The following is an 18,172-nucleotide window of genomic DNA, read 5'->3' as shown; positions in this document are numbered from 1 at the left end:
GGAAACCTACACTATTTTTCAAATTCAACTTCTACATCAAGTGCAGCTGGGTTACTTAGATAGTCCATGAAACTAAGTTCTAAAACCATATTTTTACCATCTTCACTAATAGTAACCGCTTCATTTGAAACCTTTTTAATTTTTTTAGGAAAGGTATAATTAAGTTTATACGTCGTACTCTCATACATCATTGACATATTACCGGTACTAATACTATCCATCAATTTTTGATACTTCTCCTGATCTTTAATTACTGATTTTCTAGTAAACTTACTTTTTTCATAACTATATTTGGTTTCAGAGATATTCATATCTCCAAAAGCAGAAAAGGGATTACTATTATCCACCTCTTCCTCTTCACTTGATGTGTTCATATCAGAAATAGAAGCCATAGAATTAAGCATATCCTGTAATTCGCCTACATTATTAAAGTTGGCAAACAATTTGTAAACCATTTTTTTCTGGGCAGGATCCATAAGCATATGCATTGAAAAATTTTCAAGCTTTTTATACTTCGCTAAATCTTCAGTTGAGAGTGAATCAGCGGCTTCACTTGTCAAAAAATCTTTGAAATGAAGGACAGAATCTATAGCTGTCTCGCCTGTTTCTTCTCCTGCCATTTCCATTAGTGCTGAACCGTCAAAATCAACTGAAAATGAGCCCGTACCATCAGGGTTTACTACAATATTCTCGCTAAATTCACAACTACATAACAATAGTACACTTGCCAACAAAAAAATTGGCTTTGAAAAAAAATTCATAGAATTATCTATTAGGGTTATTTAAAATGATAAGGGCAGCAATAACACCTGGAACCCAACCACAGAGCCACAAAATGAACACTATAATTATAGAACCACAACCTTTATCTAACACCGCCAAAGGTGGACAAACAATTGAAAGTAAAACTCTCCAGATACTCATTTACTTAAATTATTGATTGATGAATTTATAAGGCGTAATTTATAAAATTTTGTTACACCAACCGACAGCAAATGTAGACATTCTAAACTTACCACTATCTTAGGCTAGATAAATATAGCCTAACAGAGTATTGAATTATAAAAAATAATAAAGTAGTTTTACGATATGCAACGACTCTTTTTCCTCCTAATAATTGGAATGTTAACATCCATATCAACCATGGGGCAATATACCTTCAAAGGATCTATAGACCCACAACAATGGGGAGAAACTGTTTATTTATCAATTATTGATGATTACAGAAAATCATCAAGTATATATACCGATCAAATATTTCTTAAAACTAACACGGATAGTATTGGAAATTTCCATTTTACAGGAAATGAATTAGAACCTGCCAATAGAATTTACCGAATTCATGTCGATAATTGTAATGATACCGTGCAATGGAAAAACCATTTTTATGGATACTGTAAAGAAAGCAAATCATTCACGTTTATTGCTAACAACTCTGACACCATTACACTCCCAATGTCTTTTGACAATGAGATATTTTGTACCATAGAAACTAGCAATCCGAAGACAAGTGTTTTTAGTAGGATTGATTCCATAAGAGAAGAAATGAAATTCGCTTATGGAGAACTTCAAAGTGAAGCCAGTCGTAAAATGAATGATAAAAAATGGTTTAAGACTTTTCAAGATTTTGGTATGAAACTTAACGAACCACTAGCAGAACTTTACATATATTCATTTTTGTCTGACCGCACAAGCCCACAATACGCATTTTATCTAGAAGATCTTAAAAACAGTACCTATTATGACGATTTATTACAACGTCTTAACAAGTCCTATCCAAACACCATATACAGTAGCCAGTATGCTTCAGAACTCGCCTCTGACAAATACATGATTTCAAGTGGCAGGTCTACTTTCACTTGGCCGAAAATCCTTTTTACATTGTTATTTACAATTTCCTTTATTGGCAATATTTTTTTAATTGTAAAATTAAGGCGAATTACTTCCAAACAAGCACCTGTTACACCCTTGACACAACAAGAACAAAAAATAGCACAACTTATCTGCCAAGACAAATCCAACAAGGAAATTGCAGATGAACTCTTTGTAAGTGTAAGTACTGTTAAATCTCACATTAACAACATTTACAAAAAACTCAATGTACAATCCAGAGATGAGTTGAAATTTTTCCAATCAAAAAACTAATTCAAAAAATTCAACCAGGGTCTAGTCCCCTTTTCCAACCCATTACCCAAATAGCTTTCATTTATAAATATGCAAATTTGATTTATTCAAATAAAAACCACTATGTCATGAAAGCAACACTTACACTACTTTTTTGTATTTCCTTTGGAATGTTAATCGCACAATCTATTTCATTAAACTCAGAAATAACAACTCCTGGAGAAACCCCGTATCTAGTAGGTAAAATAGATAAAAATAGATTGACAGGACCTAATTATAAGTCTTGGTTCAATTCAACTTACAATAGTTACCAACCTGACAACACCATTTTAGCTTCACTCTCACCTAACATCAATCAATATAAAATTCAAATCTTTATAGGTACCTGGTGCGTTGATAGTAGAAGAGAAGTACCCCGGTTTATCAAAATTCTAGAGAATTCTAAATTTTCGAAGAATCAATTAGAAATTATTGCACTCGACTACAAGCCTGGAAGGTATAAAAAAAGTCCAGGTCAAGAAGAAAAGGGACTTAATATTCTTAGAGTCCCAACTTTTATAATTTTTAAAAACAACTCTGAAATTGGTCGAATTATTGAGCGACCAACAGAGACTCTTGAAAAGGATCTTTTAAATATCATTTTAAAATTCCAAAACAACACACAATTGTTCAGTTCAAAACAAAATTGAACCTAAGTATACTTTCTTGTTTCAAATTACTCGTTTAAAAATAGAAATCAATTCAATACTAGTAAAAAGCTTCTCGATTTTCAGTACAAATAGTGTAATTTTGCAGTTTATTTTTTTAAGTACAGAAACACGATTTAAATAAACACAGCATGCAGCTATCAGAACAAGAAGTAATACGACGAGAAAAACTAGAAAAATTGCGCTCATTGGGTATCGAACCCTATCCAGCTGCACTTTACCCAGTTTCACACACATCACTACAGGCCAAGAAGGACTATGAGGAAGGCAAAAAGGTTGTATTAGCGGGAAGATTAATGTCATTTCGAATACAAGGAAAAGCCTCCTTTGCCGAATTGCAAGATAGTGAAGGACGTATTCAGCTTTATTTCAATCGTGATGAAGTATGTCCGGAAGATGATAAAACACTCTATAATGAAGTATTCAAAAAATTAATCGATTTAGGGGATTTTATTGGAGTGGAAGGTGAATTGTTTACCACTCAAGTAGGTGAAAAGACTATAATGGTTAAGAATTTCAAATTACTTAGTAAAACACTTCGACCTTTACCATTACCAAAAGTAGATGCTGACGGTGTTAAACATGACGAGTTTAATGACCCTGAATTACGTTATAGAATGCGTTATGTAGATTTGGTAGTAAATCCGCAAGTAAAAGAAGTGTTCGTCAAGCGTACCAAACTATTTAACGCAATGCGTACCTTTTTTAATGATCGTGGATATATGGAAGTAGAAACTCCAGTATTACAATCAATCCCTGGAGGTGCTGCAGCGCGTCCTTTTATCACCCATCATAACTCATTGGATATTCCTCTTTATATGCGTATAGCTAATGAATTATATCTTAAAAGATTGATTGTAGGTGGATTTGACGGGGTGTATGAATTTTCCAAAAACTTTCGAAATGAAGGAATGGATCGCACTCACAATCCTGAGTTTACAGCGATGGAAATTTATGTCGCTTATAAAGACTACAATTGGATGATGGATTTTACCGAGCAATTATTAGAGTATTGTGCGCTGCAAGTTAATGGCACTACCAAGGCTACTTTTGGTGAACATGAAGTTAATTTCAAGGCTCCTTACCCTCGTATTACCATGACAGACGCGATAAAGCAATTCACTGGATTTGATATTTCTGGAAAATCAGAAGACGAACTCCGAGAAGCGGCAATATCTATGGGGATTGCTGTAGATAGTACTATGGGTAAAGGGAAACTTATTGATGAAATCTTTGGTGAAAAATGTGAAGGCAATTTCATTCAGCCTACGTTCATCACAGACTATCCAAAAGAAATGAGTCCACTTACCAAAATGCATAGGGATAATCCAGATCTTACAGAACGTTTTGAGTTAATGGTGTGTGGTAAAGAAATTGCAAATGCATATTCAGAATTAAATGACCCAATAGACCAACGTGAACGATTTGAGGCACAGTTAGCTTTGGCCGACAGAGGAGATGATGAGGCAATGTTTATAGACAACGATTTTTTAAGGGCATTAGAGTTTGGAATGCCCCCTACCTCTGGTTTAGGTATTGGAATGGATCGCCTTATTATGTTTTTAACTAATAACCAAAGTATTCAAGAGGTACTATTCTTTCCACAGATGCGTCCTGAGAAAAAACAAGTTCAACTTTCGGATGAGGAAAAATCAATTATTTCCCTACTCAAAACAGAGAACAATCAGGATTTAGCATCTCTTAAAACTACTTCAGGACTAAGTGGAAAAAAATGGGATGCGGCCATGAAAGGCTTAGCTAAGCACAATTTAATAAGTGTTAATGTTGATGGGGATAAAAAAACAGTAAACCTGAAAGCATAATATTTACAACATTACTAATTTTAAAATCGGTTTCAATAAACCGATTTTTTTTATGCTATAAACTCTAAAATAGTACCTTAGCAATATCAAAAATGGTATATGAGCATTACAAAACGAATTGGCATTATTCTAGGGCCTTTATTATTTGTATTAACTATTTACTTTTTCAACCCCGAGGACCTTTCCAAAGAAGGTATCGCTGTATTAGCCACTGCACTTTGGGTCGCTGTGTGGTGGATTACTGAAGCAGTACCAATTGCTACTGCTGCCCTTTTGCCTATAGTACTCTTTCCCATTTCAGGCGGCTTATCTTTAAGTGAGACCACGGCCTCATATGGGCATAAATTTGTCTTCTTATATTTAGGAGGCTTCATGATAGCCATTGCTATTGAAAAATGGAACTTACATAAACGCATTGCTTTATCCATTATTAATGCAATTGGTACAAACATACAACGCATCATATTAGGTTTTATGGTAGCCACTGGCTTTATCTCTATGTGGATATCTAATACGGCCACGGCAGTAATGATGCTACCAATTGGGATGGCCATAGTAACACAACTAAATGACAACCCAAACACCAAGGCAAATGAAAACTTGATTTTTGGAAAGGCACTAATGCTTGGAATAGCCTATAGTGCTTCCATTGGAGGAATTGCTACTCTAATTGGCACTCCGCCAAACCTTGTGTTGGCAGGGGTTGTTCAAGAAACTTACGGGTACGAAATCACATTTTCACAATGGTTTATATTTGGTCTACCAATAGCTATACTTTTGCTTTTTCTATGTTGGTGGTATTTAACTCGTATAGCCTTCAAATTTCCAGAAAAAAAATTCCCAGGCGGACGAGAGGAAATTAATAAACAACTAGTTGCCCTTGGAAGAATTAGCTACGAAGAAAAAGCAGTTGCACTTATCTTTTTTATTACAGCTTTTTGTTGGATAACACATTCTTTTCTGCTTAAAAAATGGATTCCACAACTTGATGATACCATTATAGCAGTATTCTTTTCCATTCTTCTTTTCGTGATTCCTTCTTCTAAAAAGAACAAAATGATATTACAATGGGAAGACACTATTAAACTCCCATGGGGTATAATCCTATTATTTGGAGGAGGTATGGCCTTAGCTTCAGGATTTGAAAGAAGTGGATTAGCACATTGGATAGGAAGTCAAATGCACTCGTTTCAAGAATTCCCAACCATTCTTTTTATATTTCTACTTATTGCAGTGGTAAATTTCTTAACAGAAATCACTTCCAATTTAGCTACAACAGCAATGCTACTTCCTGTTTTGGCTCCCATGGCAATCAGTATGGACATGCATCCATTTGTTCTTATGGTAGCTACTGCAGTTGCTGCCTCATGTGCTTTTATGCTACCTGTTGCAACGCCTCCTAATGCCGTAGTTTTTGGTTCAGGGTATCTCCAAATACCAGATATGGTGAAAAAAGGGATTGTTATGAATATTATTTCAATAGGTTTACTATCGGCATTTGTATATTGGATATTACCTCTTTTATGGAATCTAACCATTGAAGGATTTCCTACTAATCTATTAACTCCTTAGATAGTAATTAAATATAAAACGCTGCTTACGCAGCGTTTTAAGTAGCTAGTCCAAATAATTTTACTAAAAGAAAACTATTCTTATAACAATAGACTACAAAAGATGCAAAACGTTACAATTTTTAGTTTTATTTAACATTTTGTGCGGTTCTTTAAAATTCTAAAAATTACCTAACATTTTGAACCATTTAATCTTTATGAAATAATTAACAACTTAACCCTACCATTTTCCATTAATTTGAGAATTATTAAAAATCATATTACAATGACCAGACAAATACTTAAAAAATTCTTCATGCTAGCAATAGCCTTTGCAGTGGTGGGTACTGCAGATGCTCAAAGCAAAAGAAAAAAAGACACTAAAAAGGCTACACCTCCAGCCACGGAAAAGCCAGCACCCAAAAAAACAGGCCCACAACCTTATGCAAGCGTTATTACTAAAAGTGCTGTAACTGATAAAGGACTTTTTGATGTACACAAAATTGACGAAAAGTACTTTTATGAAATCCCTGATTCTCTTTTTAACAGAGAAATACTAATGGTTACACGTATCTCCAAAACAGCCACTGGAGCTGGCTGGGGAGGTGGAGAAGCCAACACTCAAGTACTACGTTGGCAAAAAAATGGAAACAAAGTGTTATTAAGAGTGGTATCACACAATATTGTCGCAGGGGATTCTCTTCCTATTCATGAGGCAGTAGTAAACTCTAACTTTGAACCAATTCTATACTCTTTTGACATCAAGGCTTTTGGAAAAGATTCAACTTCAACAGTGATTGAAGTTAATGAACTTTTTGAAAAAGATGTGGAATCTTTAGGAATTCCTAAATTTTATAAGACTCAGTATAGAGTTACCCGTTTGGATGACAAGCGTTCTTTTTTACAAAGCATAAAAAGTTTCCCTACTAATATTGAATCGAGACATGTAAAAACGTATATAGCTAGCAATCCTCCTTCTAATGCAGATTTAGGATCAATTACCCTGGAAATTAACAATTCCATGATCATTCTTCCAAAAGAGCCTATGAAACGTCGTTATTTTGACGAACGTGTTGGTTGGTTTGCTCGCGGCCAAGTAGACTATGGTCTGGATGCTCAAAAATCAAAAACAGTTACTTACCTTGATCGTTGGAGGCTTGAAGTTAAAGACGAAGATATTGAAAAATTCAAGAGAGGTGAACTTGTGGAACCAAAACAACCGATTATTTATTACATCGATCGTGCTACACCAGAACAATGGAGAAAGTACATTAAGCAAGGTGTTGAAGATTGGCAAGTAGCTTTTGAAGCAGCTGGTTTTAAAAATGCCATTATAGCTAAAGACCCTCCTTCAATTGAAGAAGATCCTGATTGGGATCCAGATGATATGCGTTATTCTGTAGTGCGCTATCTAGCTTCACCTATACCAAATGCAAATGGTCCTCATATTAGCGACCCCCGAAGTGGTGAAATTCTTAATGCCAATATCAATTGGTATCACAACGTAATGACTCTTTTACGCAACTGGTTCTTTGTTCAAACAGCCGCTATCAATCCAGATGCACGAGGTGTGGAATTCAAAAATGAAGTAATGGGTCGATTAATTCGATTTGTTTCTTCTCATGAGGTTGGTCATACATTAGGTTTACCTCATAACATGGGTAGCAGTGTTGCCTATCCTGTAGATTCCTTACGCTCTGCTACCTTCACTAAAAAATTTGGAACTGCTCCCTCAATCATGGACTATGCACGATTTAATTATATTGCACAACCAGGCGATGAAGGAGTAGCACTTATGCCTGAAATAGGTATCTATGACAAATACTCAATCATGTGGGGATACAAACCTATATTAGACAAATCAGCCCAAGATGAAAAACCTGTTTTGGATAGCTGGATTTTAAAACATGCTGGCGATCCTCTTTATCGCTTTGGTCATCAACAGGCTGGACATGTTGTAGATCCAAGTTCTCAGACAGAAGATTTAGGAGATGACGCTATGAAGGCAAGTTCTTATGGTATAGCTAATTTGAAACGAATTGTACCTAACTTAATCGAATGGACTGCTGAGGATGGTAAAAACTATGACGACTTAAAAGACCTTTACGAACAAGTTCTTGGCCAATACAACCGTTATATGGGGCATGTATCTTCAAATATAGGTGGTGTCTATGAGCATTATAAAACTTATGACCAAGAAGGTGCAGTGTATACCCACGTTCCAAAAGAACATCAGAAAAAGGCACTCAAATTTCTAATTGACGAACACTTCAAAACACCAACTTGGATGATTGACCAAAATATCTTCAATAAAATAGAATATTCAGGTAGTATTGAAAGGTTACGATCATCCCAAGAACGCACTATAAATAACATATTAGATTTAGGAAGATTAGCACGTGTTATTGAAAACGAAACTTTAAACGGAACAAAGGCGTATACCCTAGTGGAGTTAATGAATGACCTTCGCAATGGCGTATGGAGTGAATTAAGCCGTGGTCAGAAAATCGACACATACCGTCGTAACCTGCAAAGAGCGCATGTAGATCGCCTTGGTTATCTTCTTACTGTAGAGAAACAACAACCAGGACGTGCTGGTGGTTATTTAAAATTCACTACTGTAAACGTAAATCAGTCTGATATTCGTGCTATAGCTAGAGCAGAGCTTAATACAATTAAGTCGATGGCGCGTTCTGCTGCAAACGCAACTGCAGACAGAATTAGCAAATACCACTTACAAGATATTGTAGAGAGAATTGATGCCATTCTAGAGGCAAAAAAATAACCTAGAATTCCATACTTATAAAATCGGCTAGAAATTCTAGCCGATTTTTTTTTAAATATTTAACATCAAAACCATTAAACCTCTGAATGTCAATAAAGTCTTATAAGTATTAGCACTAAAAAATACATCATGAAGAAATGGTTAACCCTGGCAATTTTAGCGTTGTTTACAATAACAACCTTTGCCCAAGAAAAAGAAAAAATGGTCGACAAAAAATCCGACAAAAAGGAAATGCGTAAGACCAATAGATCTCAACGTGCCACCGCAATGCGGGACATGACCCCTGAACAACAGGCAGATTTACAAACTAAGCGTATGGCTCTAGACTTGGATTTGTCAGAAAGCCAACAAGCAGAACTCCTAAAACTCAATACGGAACTAGCTAAAGAAAGAGCTAAAAAAAGAGAGGAAATGATGCAACGCCGGCAGAACAGTAATGGTGAACGTCCTTCTTCTGATGAAATGTACAAAATGAGAGATCAGCAATTAGCCCAACGTCAGAAAATAAAAGAAAAAATGAAACTCATTCTTTCTGCTGAACAATTCGCTAAATGGGAAGCTAATCAAGAAAAGGAACGCGAAAAACAACGTCAGAATTTTCAAAAAAGAGATTGGTAAGCTAAAAAAAAACGTCCGTTAATTACGGACGTTTTTGCTACAATGTTTTTGCTACTCGTTCTAGTGCTTGAATAGTAGCGTCTAAATCTTCAAAAGTTAGCGCATCATTCAAAAAGTAACTTTCAAATGCACTTGGCGGAAGATAAACTCCTTCTGCTAACATACCATGAAAAAACTTCTTAAATCGCTCATTATTTCCTTTTGCTGCAGATGCAAAATCTACCACTGGGGTATCAGTGAAATGAATTGAAATCATGGATCCATACCTATTTATTACATAATCCAATCCTGAATTTGATAAGACTTTTTCAAATCCTTCATGTAAATAAGCGGTCTTTTTCGCGAGATTACTGAAAACTTCTGGACGGTTGTTCAGCTCTGTAAGCATAGCTAATCCCGCACTCATTGCAAGTGGATTTCCACTTAGGGTACCAGCCTGATACACGGGGCCTATGGGCGCCAAATAATCCATTATTTCATTACGTGCTGCAAAAGCACCAACAGGAAGTCCACCACCAATAACTTTACCAAATGTGACTATATCTGCTTTAATATTCAAGGCTTCTTGAGCACCTCCCTTTCCTAATCTAAAGCCAGTCATTACTTCATCAAAAATAAGTAAGGTTTCATTATCCGTACAAAGGGTACGTAACGCTTCCATAAAGCCAGCAATAGGAGGAACACAACCCATATTTCCAGCAATAGGCTCAATGATTACAGCAGCAATTTCTCCTTTATTAGCTTTAAACAGTTCTGCTACAGAATGAATATCATTATAGGTAGCTAGTAATGTGTCTTTTGCTGTTCCTTGAGTAACCCCTGGACTATTAGGGCTTCCAAAAGTAACAGCACCACTACCTGCTTGAATTAGAAATGAATCTGAATGTCCATGATAGCAACCAGAAAACTTTATTATTTTATCTCTTCCAGTAAAACCTCTTGCTAGACGAACTGCACTCATACACGCTTCAGTCCCGCTATTCACAAACCGAATTTTGTCAATATTGGGAACCATAGATACTGCGAGGGTAGCAATGTGAGTCTCAATCTCTGTTGGCATACCAAAGGAAGTTCCTTTTTTTGCCTTTTCAATGACTGCCTGAACTACAGGTTCATGAGCATGCCCTAAAATCATTGGCCCCCAAGATGCAATATAATCGATTAATCTATTACCATCTTCGTCATACAAATAGGTTCCTTTAGCTTCTTTGACAAATATAGGTGTCCCACCTACTGCATTGAACGCTCGAACAGGCGAATTAACCCCTCCAGGAATTACTTCTTTTGCCGCTGCGAACAGTGCACTACTTCTTTGATAAATCATGATTCAGTTATAATTTATATTATCGGATTCGTAATTCTTGACCAATATTAATTCCCTCACCAGACAGTTCATTCATTTTCATAAGCTGTTCCACGCTAACATTATAACGCCTGGCTAAGGAAAACAATGTGTCACCCTTTTGAACTATATGGACGTTTTCCTTCGAATGCACACTTACCTTAGTCTCCTTCTCAACGGCCACGTATGAATTACCTAGTACCTGCTTATCAAAACTATGTAAATCATAACGCTCTATAAGAGAAATCAATTTTTCCGGATACCTTTTATCAGTTGCGTAACCAGCTTTGCGAAGACCGTGAGCCCAAGCAACATAATCCCCCTTTCCAAACTCAAACAGAAAAGCATAACGTCCACGTGTAGTCAAAAACTTAGAATGGTCTTCAAAAGACTCGTGCGGATTTTCATACTTACGAAAACATTCACCCTTTTCATCATCATCATGAGAGACACTCCCTCCTGTCCAACCTGTGTGACATTTAATACCGAAATGATTATTCGCAGTTTTAGCCAAGGTACCTCTCCCAGCTCCACTTTCCAAGATACCTTGAGCTAAGGTTATACTGGCTGGTATTCCATATCGTTGCATTTCAACCATTGATATATCCTTGTAACGATCTATATATTCCATAATTACATCGGCATACACCTTTGTAGTTGATGTTGATTCTAGGGTCTCAGTAGGTTTTTCTGCCTTTTTTTCACTTAAGGACTCAGGAGTTTTACGTACCACCGCTACCCTAGTTTTGGAATGTTTTTTAGAAGTAGCATTTTTTGATGGTCCACATGATCCTACCAATAGACTAATTAGAAATAGAAATATGAGTTTATTATTCATAGTTTATTAACGGCCTGTTTTTTTGTTGTAAATATGTATTCATTCCTTGTATTCCTTGCAATCCTCCAGTATGGATTGCTAGAATATGAGCATTATCTGGGATCTGTAAAGTACTAATCATGTCAAAGATACCAAATACCATTTTTCCAGTATACACAGGATCTAATGGAATACCAGTTTTAACATAAAATTCATTCAAAAAAGTAATTAGCTCGTCCGTAACCTTTGCATAGCCACCAAAATGGTATGCTGTAATAAGATCCCAATTAGTTTTATGTGTATAAGTAGCAATATCGCTTAACAAAAAGTCACCTTTTACAGCAGGAAAAACCAATACTCTCTGATTGTCATTTGAAACTCTTATAATCCCTGATGCCGTACCTCCCGTACCAGCCGAACAAGCTATATGTGTAAAAACTGAATCCTCAGTATCTAGAATTTCTTCACATCCCTGTACAGCGAACTCATTAGTGCCACCTTCAGGAATAATGTAAGCAGACTCAAATTCGGTATTTAGTTCATTTAAAAAACCAGAAGTTGCTTTTAACCTATATAATTCCCTACTAACAAACCTAAACTTCATTCCATCTTTTTGAGCTCTAAGAAGAGTTTGACTATTAAGGGCTTGCCCTTGCAGCTCTTCTCCTCTGATGATCCCAATTGTCTTCATTCCTTCTAATCGTCCAACAGCTGCAACGGCTGCTATATGATTAGAATAGGCCCCTCCAAATGTAAGTAACGTATGCTTACCCAAATGTATTGCCTGCGCAACATTATACTTAAGTTTTCTGAATTTATTCCCTGAAACAAAGGGATGTATTTTATCTTCTCTTTTAATAGTCAACCTAATTCCTCTGGGGAATTGGTACTGTACTTCTTGATTACTAATTTCTTTAGGTGTATCCCAAATCATTTCATATACTGTAAAAACGCATACTTTCTCCTATTCTTCAAATACAAACTATTAGTTTCGTGTGTATAGGCCTCTCTTTCAAACGATATGTTTTTGTATCCAAGGTAAAAACTTTTGTGACACGCACTCCTGTATAACCACTCAAGAATATACCATATATAAAATAATAGTACCAGCAATTCCGCTTGCTGCTTAAGATGAATTCTTTCATGTAAAATCACAACACTATCTTTAGTTAATTCAGTGTTTTTTACCACAATAAAAGGCCAAAATGCCAATCCTGAAAATCGTGGAGAGAAGATATATCGAAACACCAAAATCATACCAGTTGATAATTTTCAAAAACCGTTATCTTTGCAAAGATACCATTTCTTTACCGTGTACAATGATGAAAAAAATTATCCCAATAGAAGAAGGTGATTATTATCTTACCCCTGAAGGATATAGGTGTTTTACCGAACAATACCACCTAAAAAGAGGATATTGTTGTCAAAGCGGTTGTCGTCATTGCCCTTACGGTTATAATAAAAAAACAAATTCAACAAACTTATAATGGACATTAATGGCATGTCATATAAAAAAAGTATAGCCTACACACATCACCGTGTAGATATTCGTTATCCATAGATTTTGATAAATATTCCTATAAAAGGAGCCACTATTTATTAAAAACAATATAACATATACAATATCCATTTATGACATTTCAAGAAAAAATTCAACAAGGCATACCTACTTCCCTACCTCAACCAAAAACGTATGACACCTCTATAAATCATGCGCCAAAACGTAAAGAAATTCTTAGTGAAGAAGAGAAAAAGTTAGCCTTACGTAATGCTCTTCGTTATTTCGAACCGCATCTACACGACCAACTAATTGAAGAATTTAAACAAGAATTAGAAACCTATGGGCGTATATATATGTATCGTCTTCGTCCAGATTATGATATGTATGCCAGAGGAATTGATGAATATCCTGCAAAAAGTCTGCAGGCTGCTGCTATCATGTTAATGATTCAGAACAACCTGGATCCAGCAGTAGCTCAACATCCTCACGAGCTCATCACCTATGGCGGAAACGGTGCTGTTTTTCAAAACTGGGCTCAATACCTTCTTACTATGAAGTATTTAAGCGAGATGACTGACGAACAAACGCTTGCAATTTATAGTGGCCATCCAATGGGACTATTCCCATCTCATAAAAATGCACCAAGGGTTGTCGTTACCAATGGAATGATGATTCCAAACTATTCACGACCAGATGATTGGGAACGATTTAATGCACTTGGCGTAACCCAATATGGACAGATGACTGCTGGTAGCTACATGTATATAGGACCGCAAGGGATTGTTCATGGTACTACCATAACTGTTCTTAATGGTTTTAGAAAAATCAATAAGTCTCCTAAAGGACATTTATTTGTAACCTCAGGTTTGGGAGGAATGAGTGGAGCTCAACCCAAGGCAGGTAATATAGCTGGTTGTATAACGGTTTGTGCGGAGGTAAATCCAAAAATTACTCAGATTCGTCATGATCAAGGGTGGATTGATGAAATTATTCCTAATATCAATGATTTAACTGCTAGAGTACGTCAGGCACAGTCAAAAGGAGAAACAATATCTTTGGCTTACCTAGGGAATGTGGTAGATGTATGGGAGCATTTTGACAAAGAAAATATACATATAGATTTAGGTTCAGATCAAACTTCTTTACACAATCCATGGGCAGGTGGTTACTACCCTGTCGGAATATCTTTTGAAGAAGCTAACCAAATGATGGCAAATGAACCTTTAAAATTCAAAGTTGCTGTCCAGGAATCACTTCGTAGGCATGCCGCCGCAATCAACAAACATACTGATAAAGGGACCTATTTCTTTGATTATGGAAATGCATTCCTACTGGAGGCATCAAGAGCAGGAGCAGATGTAATGGCTTTAAATGGCATCGATTTCAAATATCCAAGCTATGTTCAGGACATTATGGGTCCCATGTGCTTTGATTACGGATTTGGACCATTCAGATGGGTTTGCTGTTCTGGCAACCCAGAGGATTTAGAAAAAACCGACGCTATTGCTCAAGCGGTTTTAGAGGAAATGATGAGAACAGCACCCAATGAAATTAGCCAACAACTGGCAGACAACATTCAATGGATTAAAAGTGCGCAACAAAACAAGCTTGTGGTTGGATCTCAAGCACGTATTTTATATGCAGATTCTGAAGGACGCATCCGAATTGCTCGAGCCTTTAACAATGCCATAGCTGAAGGCAAAATTGGCCCTGTGGTATTAGGACGTGACCATCATGATGTATCCGGTACAGATTCTCCTTATAGAGAAACATCTAACATTTATGATGGCTCTCGATTTACCGCCGACATGGCCATTCAAAATGTCATTGGAGACAGTTTTAGAGGGGCTACTTGGGTATCCATCCACAATGGAGGTGGTGTAGGCTGGGGAGAAGTCATTAATGGAGGATTCGGCATGGTTCTTGATGGAAGTAAAGAAGCAGCTAATAGACTAGAAACCATGCTTTTCTGGGATGTTAACAACGGAATTGCTAGACGTAACTGGGCTCGTAATGAAGGTGCCATTTTCGCAATAAAAAGAGCCATGGAGACGCAACCATTACTAAAAGTTACCATCCCATCAATAGTAGATGATACACTATTAGAGTAATTTAAATTTTTAATCGCTAATAAATATACACATATGAAAGCTTTAAAATTTACACTTCCAATAATAGCATTAATGCTATTGGTATCCTGCAGCAGCGTGCGTGTAGCAGCAGATTATGACCGTCAAACAAATTTTAATGAATTAAAAACCTACGCTTTCTTTAAACCTGGTATTGACAAAGCAGAAATATCGGATTTAGACAAAAAACGTATCATGTATGCCATTGATGCCGAAATGGCAGCTAAAGGATTCATGAAATCTGAAAATCCAGATATGCTCATCAGTATCTTCACTAAAGAAAAAGAGCGTGTCGATGTGTACAATAATGCAGGCTTTGGCTGGGGTCCTTATTGGGGCTGGGGCTGGGGAGGATATAGTAATGTAACTTCTCACACCGAAGGAAGCCTTTACATAGACATCATTGATGCTAAAAAGAAAGAACTTGTTTGGCAAGGCAAAGGAACTGGCTCTCTTCCAGAAACTATGGATAGAAAAGAAGAGCGTATACGTGAATTTGTAAAACAAATTTTATCTCAATATCCTCCAGGATCTGAAAAATAAACAAACTTAAATGGCTACTCTAGAGTAGCCATTTAAGTTTTTCTAAACATAGGTATTGATTTTGATTTTGTACTTTTACCTACACAACCATAACAATATGAGCACCCAATACGAATCAAATCCAATACTAGAAAAACTTCCTAATCATTTGCGTCAATTTATCAAACCGCAAAATTATGAAGACTATACAGCCATAGATCAGGCAGTATGGCGTTATGTAATGCGTAAAAATGTAGATTACCTTTCAAAGGTTGCGCATGAATCATACCTTAATGGGCTTAGGCAAACTGGAATTTCTATAGACAGCATTCCAAACATGTATGGCATGAATCGAATTTTAAAAGAAATTGGCTGGGCTGCTGTAGCAGTAGATGGGTTTATCCCGCCTAGTGCCTTCATGGAATTTCAAGCCTACAATGTCCTTGTTATTGCTTCAGACATCAGACAGCTTGAACATATTGAATATACCCCAGCACCTGATATTATTCACGAAGGTGCAGGACACGCCCCTATTATTGCTAACCCCGAATATGCAGAGTATTTAAGACGATTTGGAGAAATTGGTTGTAAAGCAATTTCTAGTGCGAAGGACTATGAGATGTATGAAGCCATACGACACTTATCCATTATAAAAGAAGCGGAAGGAACTTCACAAAAAGAAATTGAAACTGCAGAAAAGCATGTTGAGGACCTACAAAATAATATGGGAAATCCAAGTGAGATGGCATTAATTCGCAATCTTCATTGGTGGACCGTAGAATACGGACTAATCGGTACTGTTGATAATCCTAAGATTTATGGCGCTGGACTTCTATCATCCATTGGAGAAAGTGCATGGTGCATGACTGATAATGTTATAAAACTTCCATACACGATTGATGCAGCTCAAAAAAGCTTTGATATTACCAAACCACAACCACAACTCTATGTCACTCCAGATTTTGCGCATTTAAGTTTAGTTTTGGAAGAATTCGCTAATACCATGGCCCTTAGAAGAGGGGGATTAGGTGGTGTCCAAAAATTAATTGAGTCTAAGGCTTTAGGCAGCATTGAACTGAGCACAGGAATCCAAGTTTCAGGGGTATTTAGCAACGTAATAGCCCATGATGGCAAACCAATTTATGTTCAAACTACAGGAAAAACTGCACTGGCATACCGTGAAAAGGAATTAATAGGACATGGCGCCAGCTACCATAGTGAAGGCTTTGGTTCACCTATTGGAAAACTTAAAGGAATTAATCTCGCAATTGAAGACATGAGTCCCAGAGATTTACGAGCCTATGATATTTATGAAGGTGAACGGGTTACACTTGAATTTGAAGGAGGTATAAAGGTTGTGGGTGATATTATTACTGGAACACGCAACCTTCAAGGAAAAATAATTCTTATTAGTTTTAAAAACTGTACGGTAAGTTATGGTGAAACAATTTTGTTTAAACCTGAATGGGGTATTTATGACATGGCTGTAGGCAAAGATATTGTTTCGGCTTTCAGTGGAGCTGCTGACATTCATAGCTTTGATCTTATTACACATGTCCCCTCTGAGTTAACTATTAAAGCTAAAAAAACACCTGAACGACTTCAATTAGAATCCCTATATCTTCAAGTCCGAGACTTCAGGAATGGCAAAAACACCACCCTATCACGTCATAAAATATTTGAACAATTAGTTTCAAATTTCCCTAACGATTGGCTACTCTCGGTAGAGTTATACGAACTTGCTCACCAGAATGGTGATATAGATTTTGCAAAAGAAATTGCAGCACATTTAGAAACAGTAAAACAGAATCGCCCACTTGTAGGCCACCTTATTGATGGCGGAATCTCACTTGTCGAAAATGAAAAAGTACACTAATGTAACTTTAGATACTGACTAATACCTTGAAATAAATGTTACTTTGTCAATAAAAAACATATCTATGGGATTATTAGATTTATTATTTGGTAACAAAAATGAACAATTACAAGAATTCATTACAAAAGGTGCTGTAATTATTGATGTGAGAACACCAGGAGAATTTCAAGGAGGTCATATTCAAGGTTCCAAAAATATTCCATTACAATCTTTGCAAGGACAAATAAATGCAATTAAAAAGCTGAATAAACCGATTATTGCATGCTGTGCGAGTGGAATGCGAAGCTCAAGTGCAGCTTCTATTCTTAAAAGTCATGGGATTGAGGTAGTAAATGGTGGTGGATGGAGTAGCTTAGCACACAAACTCAATCAATAAGC

Annotated in this window: 16 protein-coding genes; 11 read left to right on the top strand and 5 right to left on the bottom strand. The window is 36.4% G+C overall.

Features of this window, described 5'->3' with window-relative positions; translation table 11 throughout:
- Positions 1 to 11 precede the first annotated feature (11 nt).
- Positions 12 to 761, bottom strand: coding sequence for a hypothetical protein (locus PT603_RS13690; protein ID WP_008237881.1), 750 nt, complete (start codon positions 759 to 761; stop codon positions 12 to 14).
- Between the two features lie 4 nt (positions 762 to 765).
- Positions 766 to 924 carry a YqaE/Pmp3 family membrane protein gene (locus tag PT603_RS13685; protein WP_008237880.1) on the bottom strand — a complete coding sequence of 53 codons (159 nt, stop codon included), beginning with the start codon at positions 922 to 924 and terminating at the stop codon, positions 766 to 768.
- Positions 925 to 1,122: 198 nt separating this feature from the next.
- On the opposite strand from PT603_RS13685, the gene PT603_RS13680 reads away from it, so the two are divergent.
- The 6 genes from PT603_RS13680 to PT603_RS13655 all read left to right on the top strand — a co-directional run bounded on the left by PT603_RS13680 (position 1,123) and on the right by PT603_RS13655 (position 9,607).
- The gene (locus tag PT603_RS13680) at positions 1,123 to 2,145 is read left to right on the top strand and encodes a response regulator transcription factor (protein ID WP_238531007.1); all 1,023 of its coding nucleotides are present in this window, start codon (positions 1,123 to 1,125) and stop codon (positions 2,143 to 2,145) included.
- Positions 2,146 to 2,252: 107 nt separating this feature from the next.
- Positions 2,253 to 2,813: a thioredoxin family protein gene (locus PT603_RS13675; protein WP_008237878.1), complete on the top strand. Its 561-nt coding sequence runs from the start codon at positions 2,253 to 2,255 to the stop codon at positions 2,811 to 2,813.
- A 149-nt stretch (positions 2,814 to 2,962) separates the two neighbouring features.
- Positions 2,963 to 4,654 carry a lysine--tRNA ligase gene (gene lysS / locus PT603_RS13670; protein WP_008237877.1) on the top strand — a complete coding sequence of 564 codons (1,692 nt, stop codon included), beginning with the start codon at positions 2,963 to 2,965 and terminating at the stop codon, positions 4,652 to 4,654.
- Positions 4,655 to 4,753: 99 nt separating this feature from the next.
- Positions 4,754 to 6,226, top strand: coding sequence for an SLC13 family permease (locus tag PT603_RS13665; protein ID WP_008237876.1), 1,473 nt, complete (start codon positions 4,754 to 4,756; stop codon positions 6,224 to 6,226).
- A gap of 264 nt (positions 6,227 to 6,490) precedes the next feature.
- Entirely contained in the window at positions 6,491 to 8,989 is a 2,499-nt protein-coding gene (locus tag PT603_RS13660; RefSeq protein ID WP_040488580.1) for a zinc-dependent metalloprotease, read from the top strand.
- A 129-nt stretch (positions 8,990 to 9,118) separates the two neighbouring features.
- Positions 9,119 to 9,607, top strand: coding sequence for a DUF4890 domain-containing protein (locus PT603_RS13655; protein ID WP_008237872.1), 489 nt, complete (start codon positions 9,119 to 9,121; stop codon positions 9,605 to 9,607).
- Between the two features lie 37 nt (positions 9,608 to 9,644).
- Here the strand turns inward: PT603_RS13655 and hemL are convergent, their stop codons facing one another.
- The 3 genes from hemL to PT603_RS13640 are packed head-to-tail and all read right to left on the bottom strand — an operon-like array spanning position 9,645 to position 12,700.
- The gene (gene hemL, locus PT603_RS13650; RefSeq protein ID WP_008237870.1) at positions 9,645 to 10,931 is read right to left on the bottom strand and encodes a glutamate-1-semialdehyde 2,1-aminomutase; all 1,287 of its coding nucleotides are present in this window, start codon (positions 10,929 to 10,931) and stop codon (positions 9,645 to 9,647) included.
- Between the two features lie 19 nt (positions 10,932 to 10,950).
- Positions 10,951 to 11,787, bottom strand: coding sequence for a glucosaminidase domain-containing protein (locus PT603_RS13645; RefSeq protein WP_008237868.1), 837 nt, complete (start codon positions 11,785 to 11,787; stop codon positions 10,951 to 10,953).
- Positions 11,780 to 12,700, bottom strand: coding sequence for a 1-aminocyclopropane-1-carboxylate deaminase/D-cysteine desulfhydrase (locus PT603_RS13640; RefSeq protein WP_008237866.1), 921 nt, complete (start codon positions 12,698 to 12,700; stop codon positions 11,780 to 11,782). Before PT603_RS13640 ends, PT603_RS13645 begins: the two co-directional genes overlap by 8 nt.
- Before the next feature lie 388 nt (positions 12,701 to 13,088).
- Here PT603_RS13640 and PT603_RS13635 point away from each other — a divergent pair, with 388 nt between their 5' ends.
- The 5 genes from PT603_RS13635 (at position 13,089) to PT603_RS13615 (ending at position 18,170) form a co-directional block, all read left to right on the top strand.
- Positions 13,089 to 13,253 (top strand): C1orf53 family protein, encoded by a 165-nt coding sequence (locus PT603_RS13635; RefSeq protein ID WP_162097716.1) that lies wholly within the window; start codon positions 13,089 to 13,091, stop codon positions 13,251 to 13,253.
- A 145-nt stretch (positions 13,254 to 13,398) separates the two neighbouring features.
- Complete coding sequence (gene hutU / locus PT603_RS13630; RefSeq protein WP_008237863.1) at positions 13,399 to 15,378, top strand: urocanate hydratase; 1,980 nt, start codon at positions 13,399 to 13,401, stop codon at positions 15,376 to 15,378.
- 33 nt (positions 15,379 to 15,411) lie between these two features.
- Positions 15,412 to 15,939, top strand: coding sequence for a DUF4136 domain-containing protein (locus PT603_RS13625; protein ID WP_008237861.1), 528 nt, complete (start codon positions 15,412 to 15,414; stop codon positions 15,937 to 15,939).
- Positions 15,940 to 16,036: 97 nt separating this feature from the next.
- Complete coding sequence (locus PT603_RS13620; protein WP_008237856.1) at positions 16,037 to 17,794, top strand: aromatic amino acid hydroxylase; 1,758 nt, start codon at positions 16,037 to 16,039, stop codon at positions 17,792 to 17,794.
- Positions 17,795 to 17,858: 64 nt separating this feature from the next.
- A complete protein-coding gene (locus PT603_RS13615) occupies positions 17,859 to 18,170 on the top strand; it encodes a rhodanese-like domain-containing protein (protein ID WP_008237855.1) in 312 nt (103 codons plus the stop codon).
- Positions 18,171 to 18,172 lie beyond the last annotated feature (2 nt).

This window comes from Imtechella halotolerans (genome assembly GCF_028743515.2).
Taxonomy (GTDB): Bacteria; Bacteroidota; Bacteroidia; order Flavobacteriales; family Flavobacteriaceae; genus Imtechella; species Imtechella halotolerans.
The sequence above is the reverse complement of the archived record's forward strand: the minus strand, read 5'-3'. Positions and strand labels throughout refer to the sequence as shown.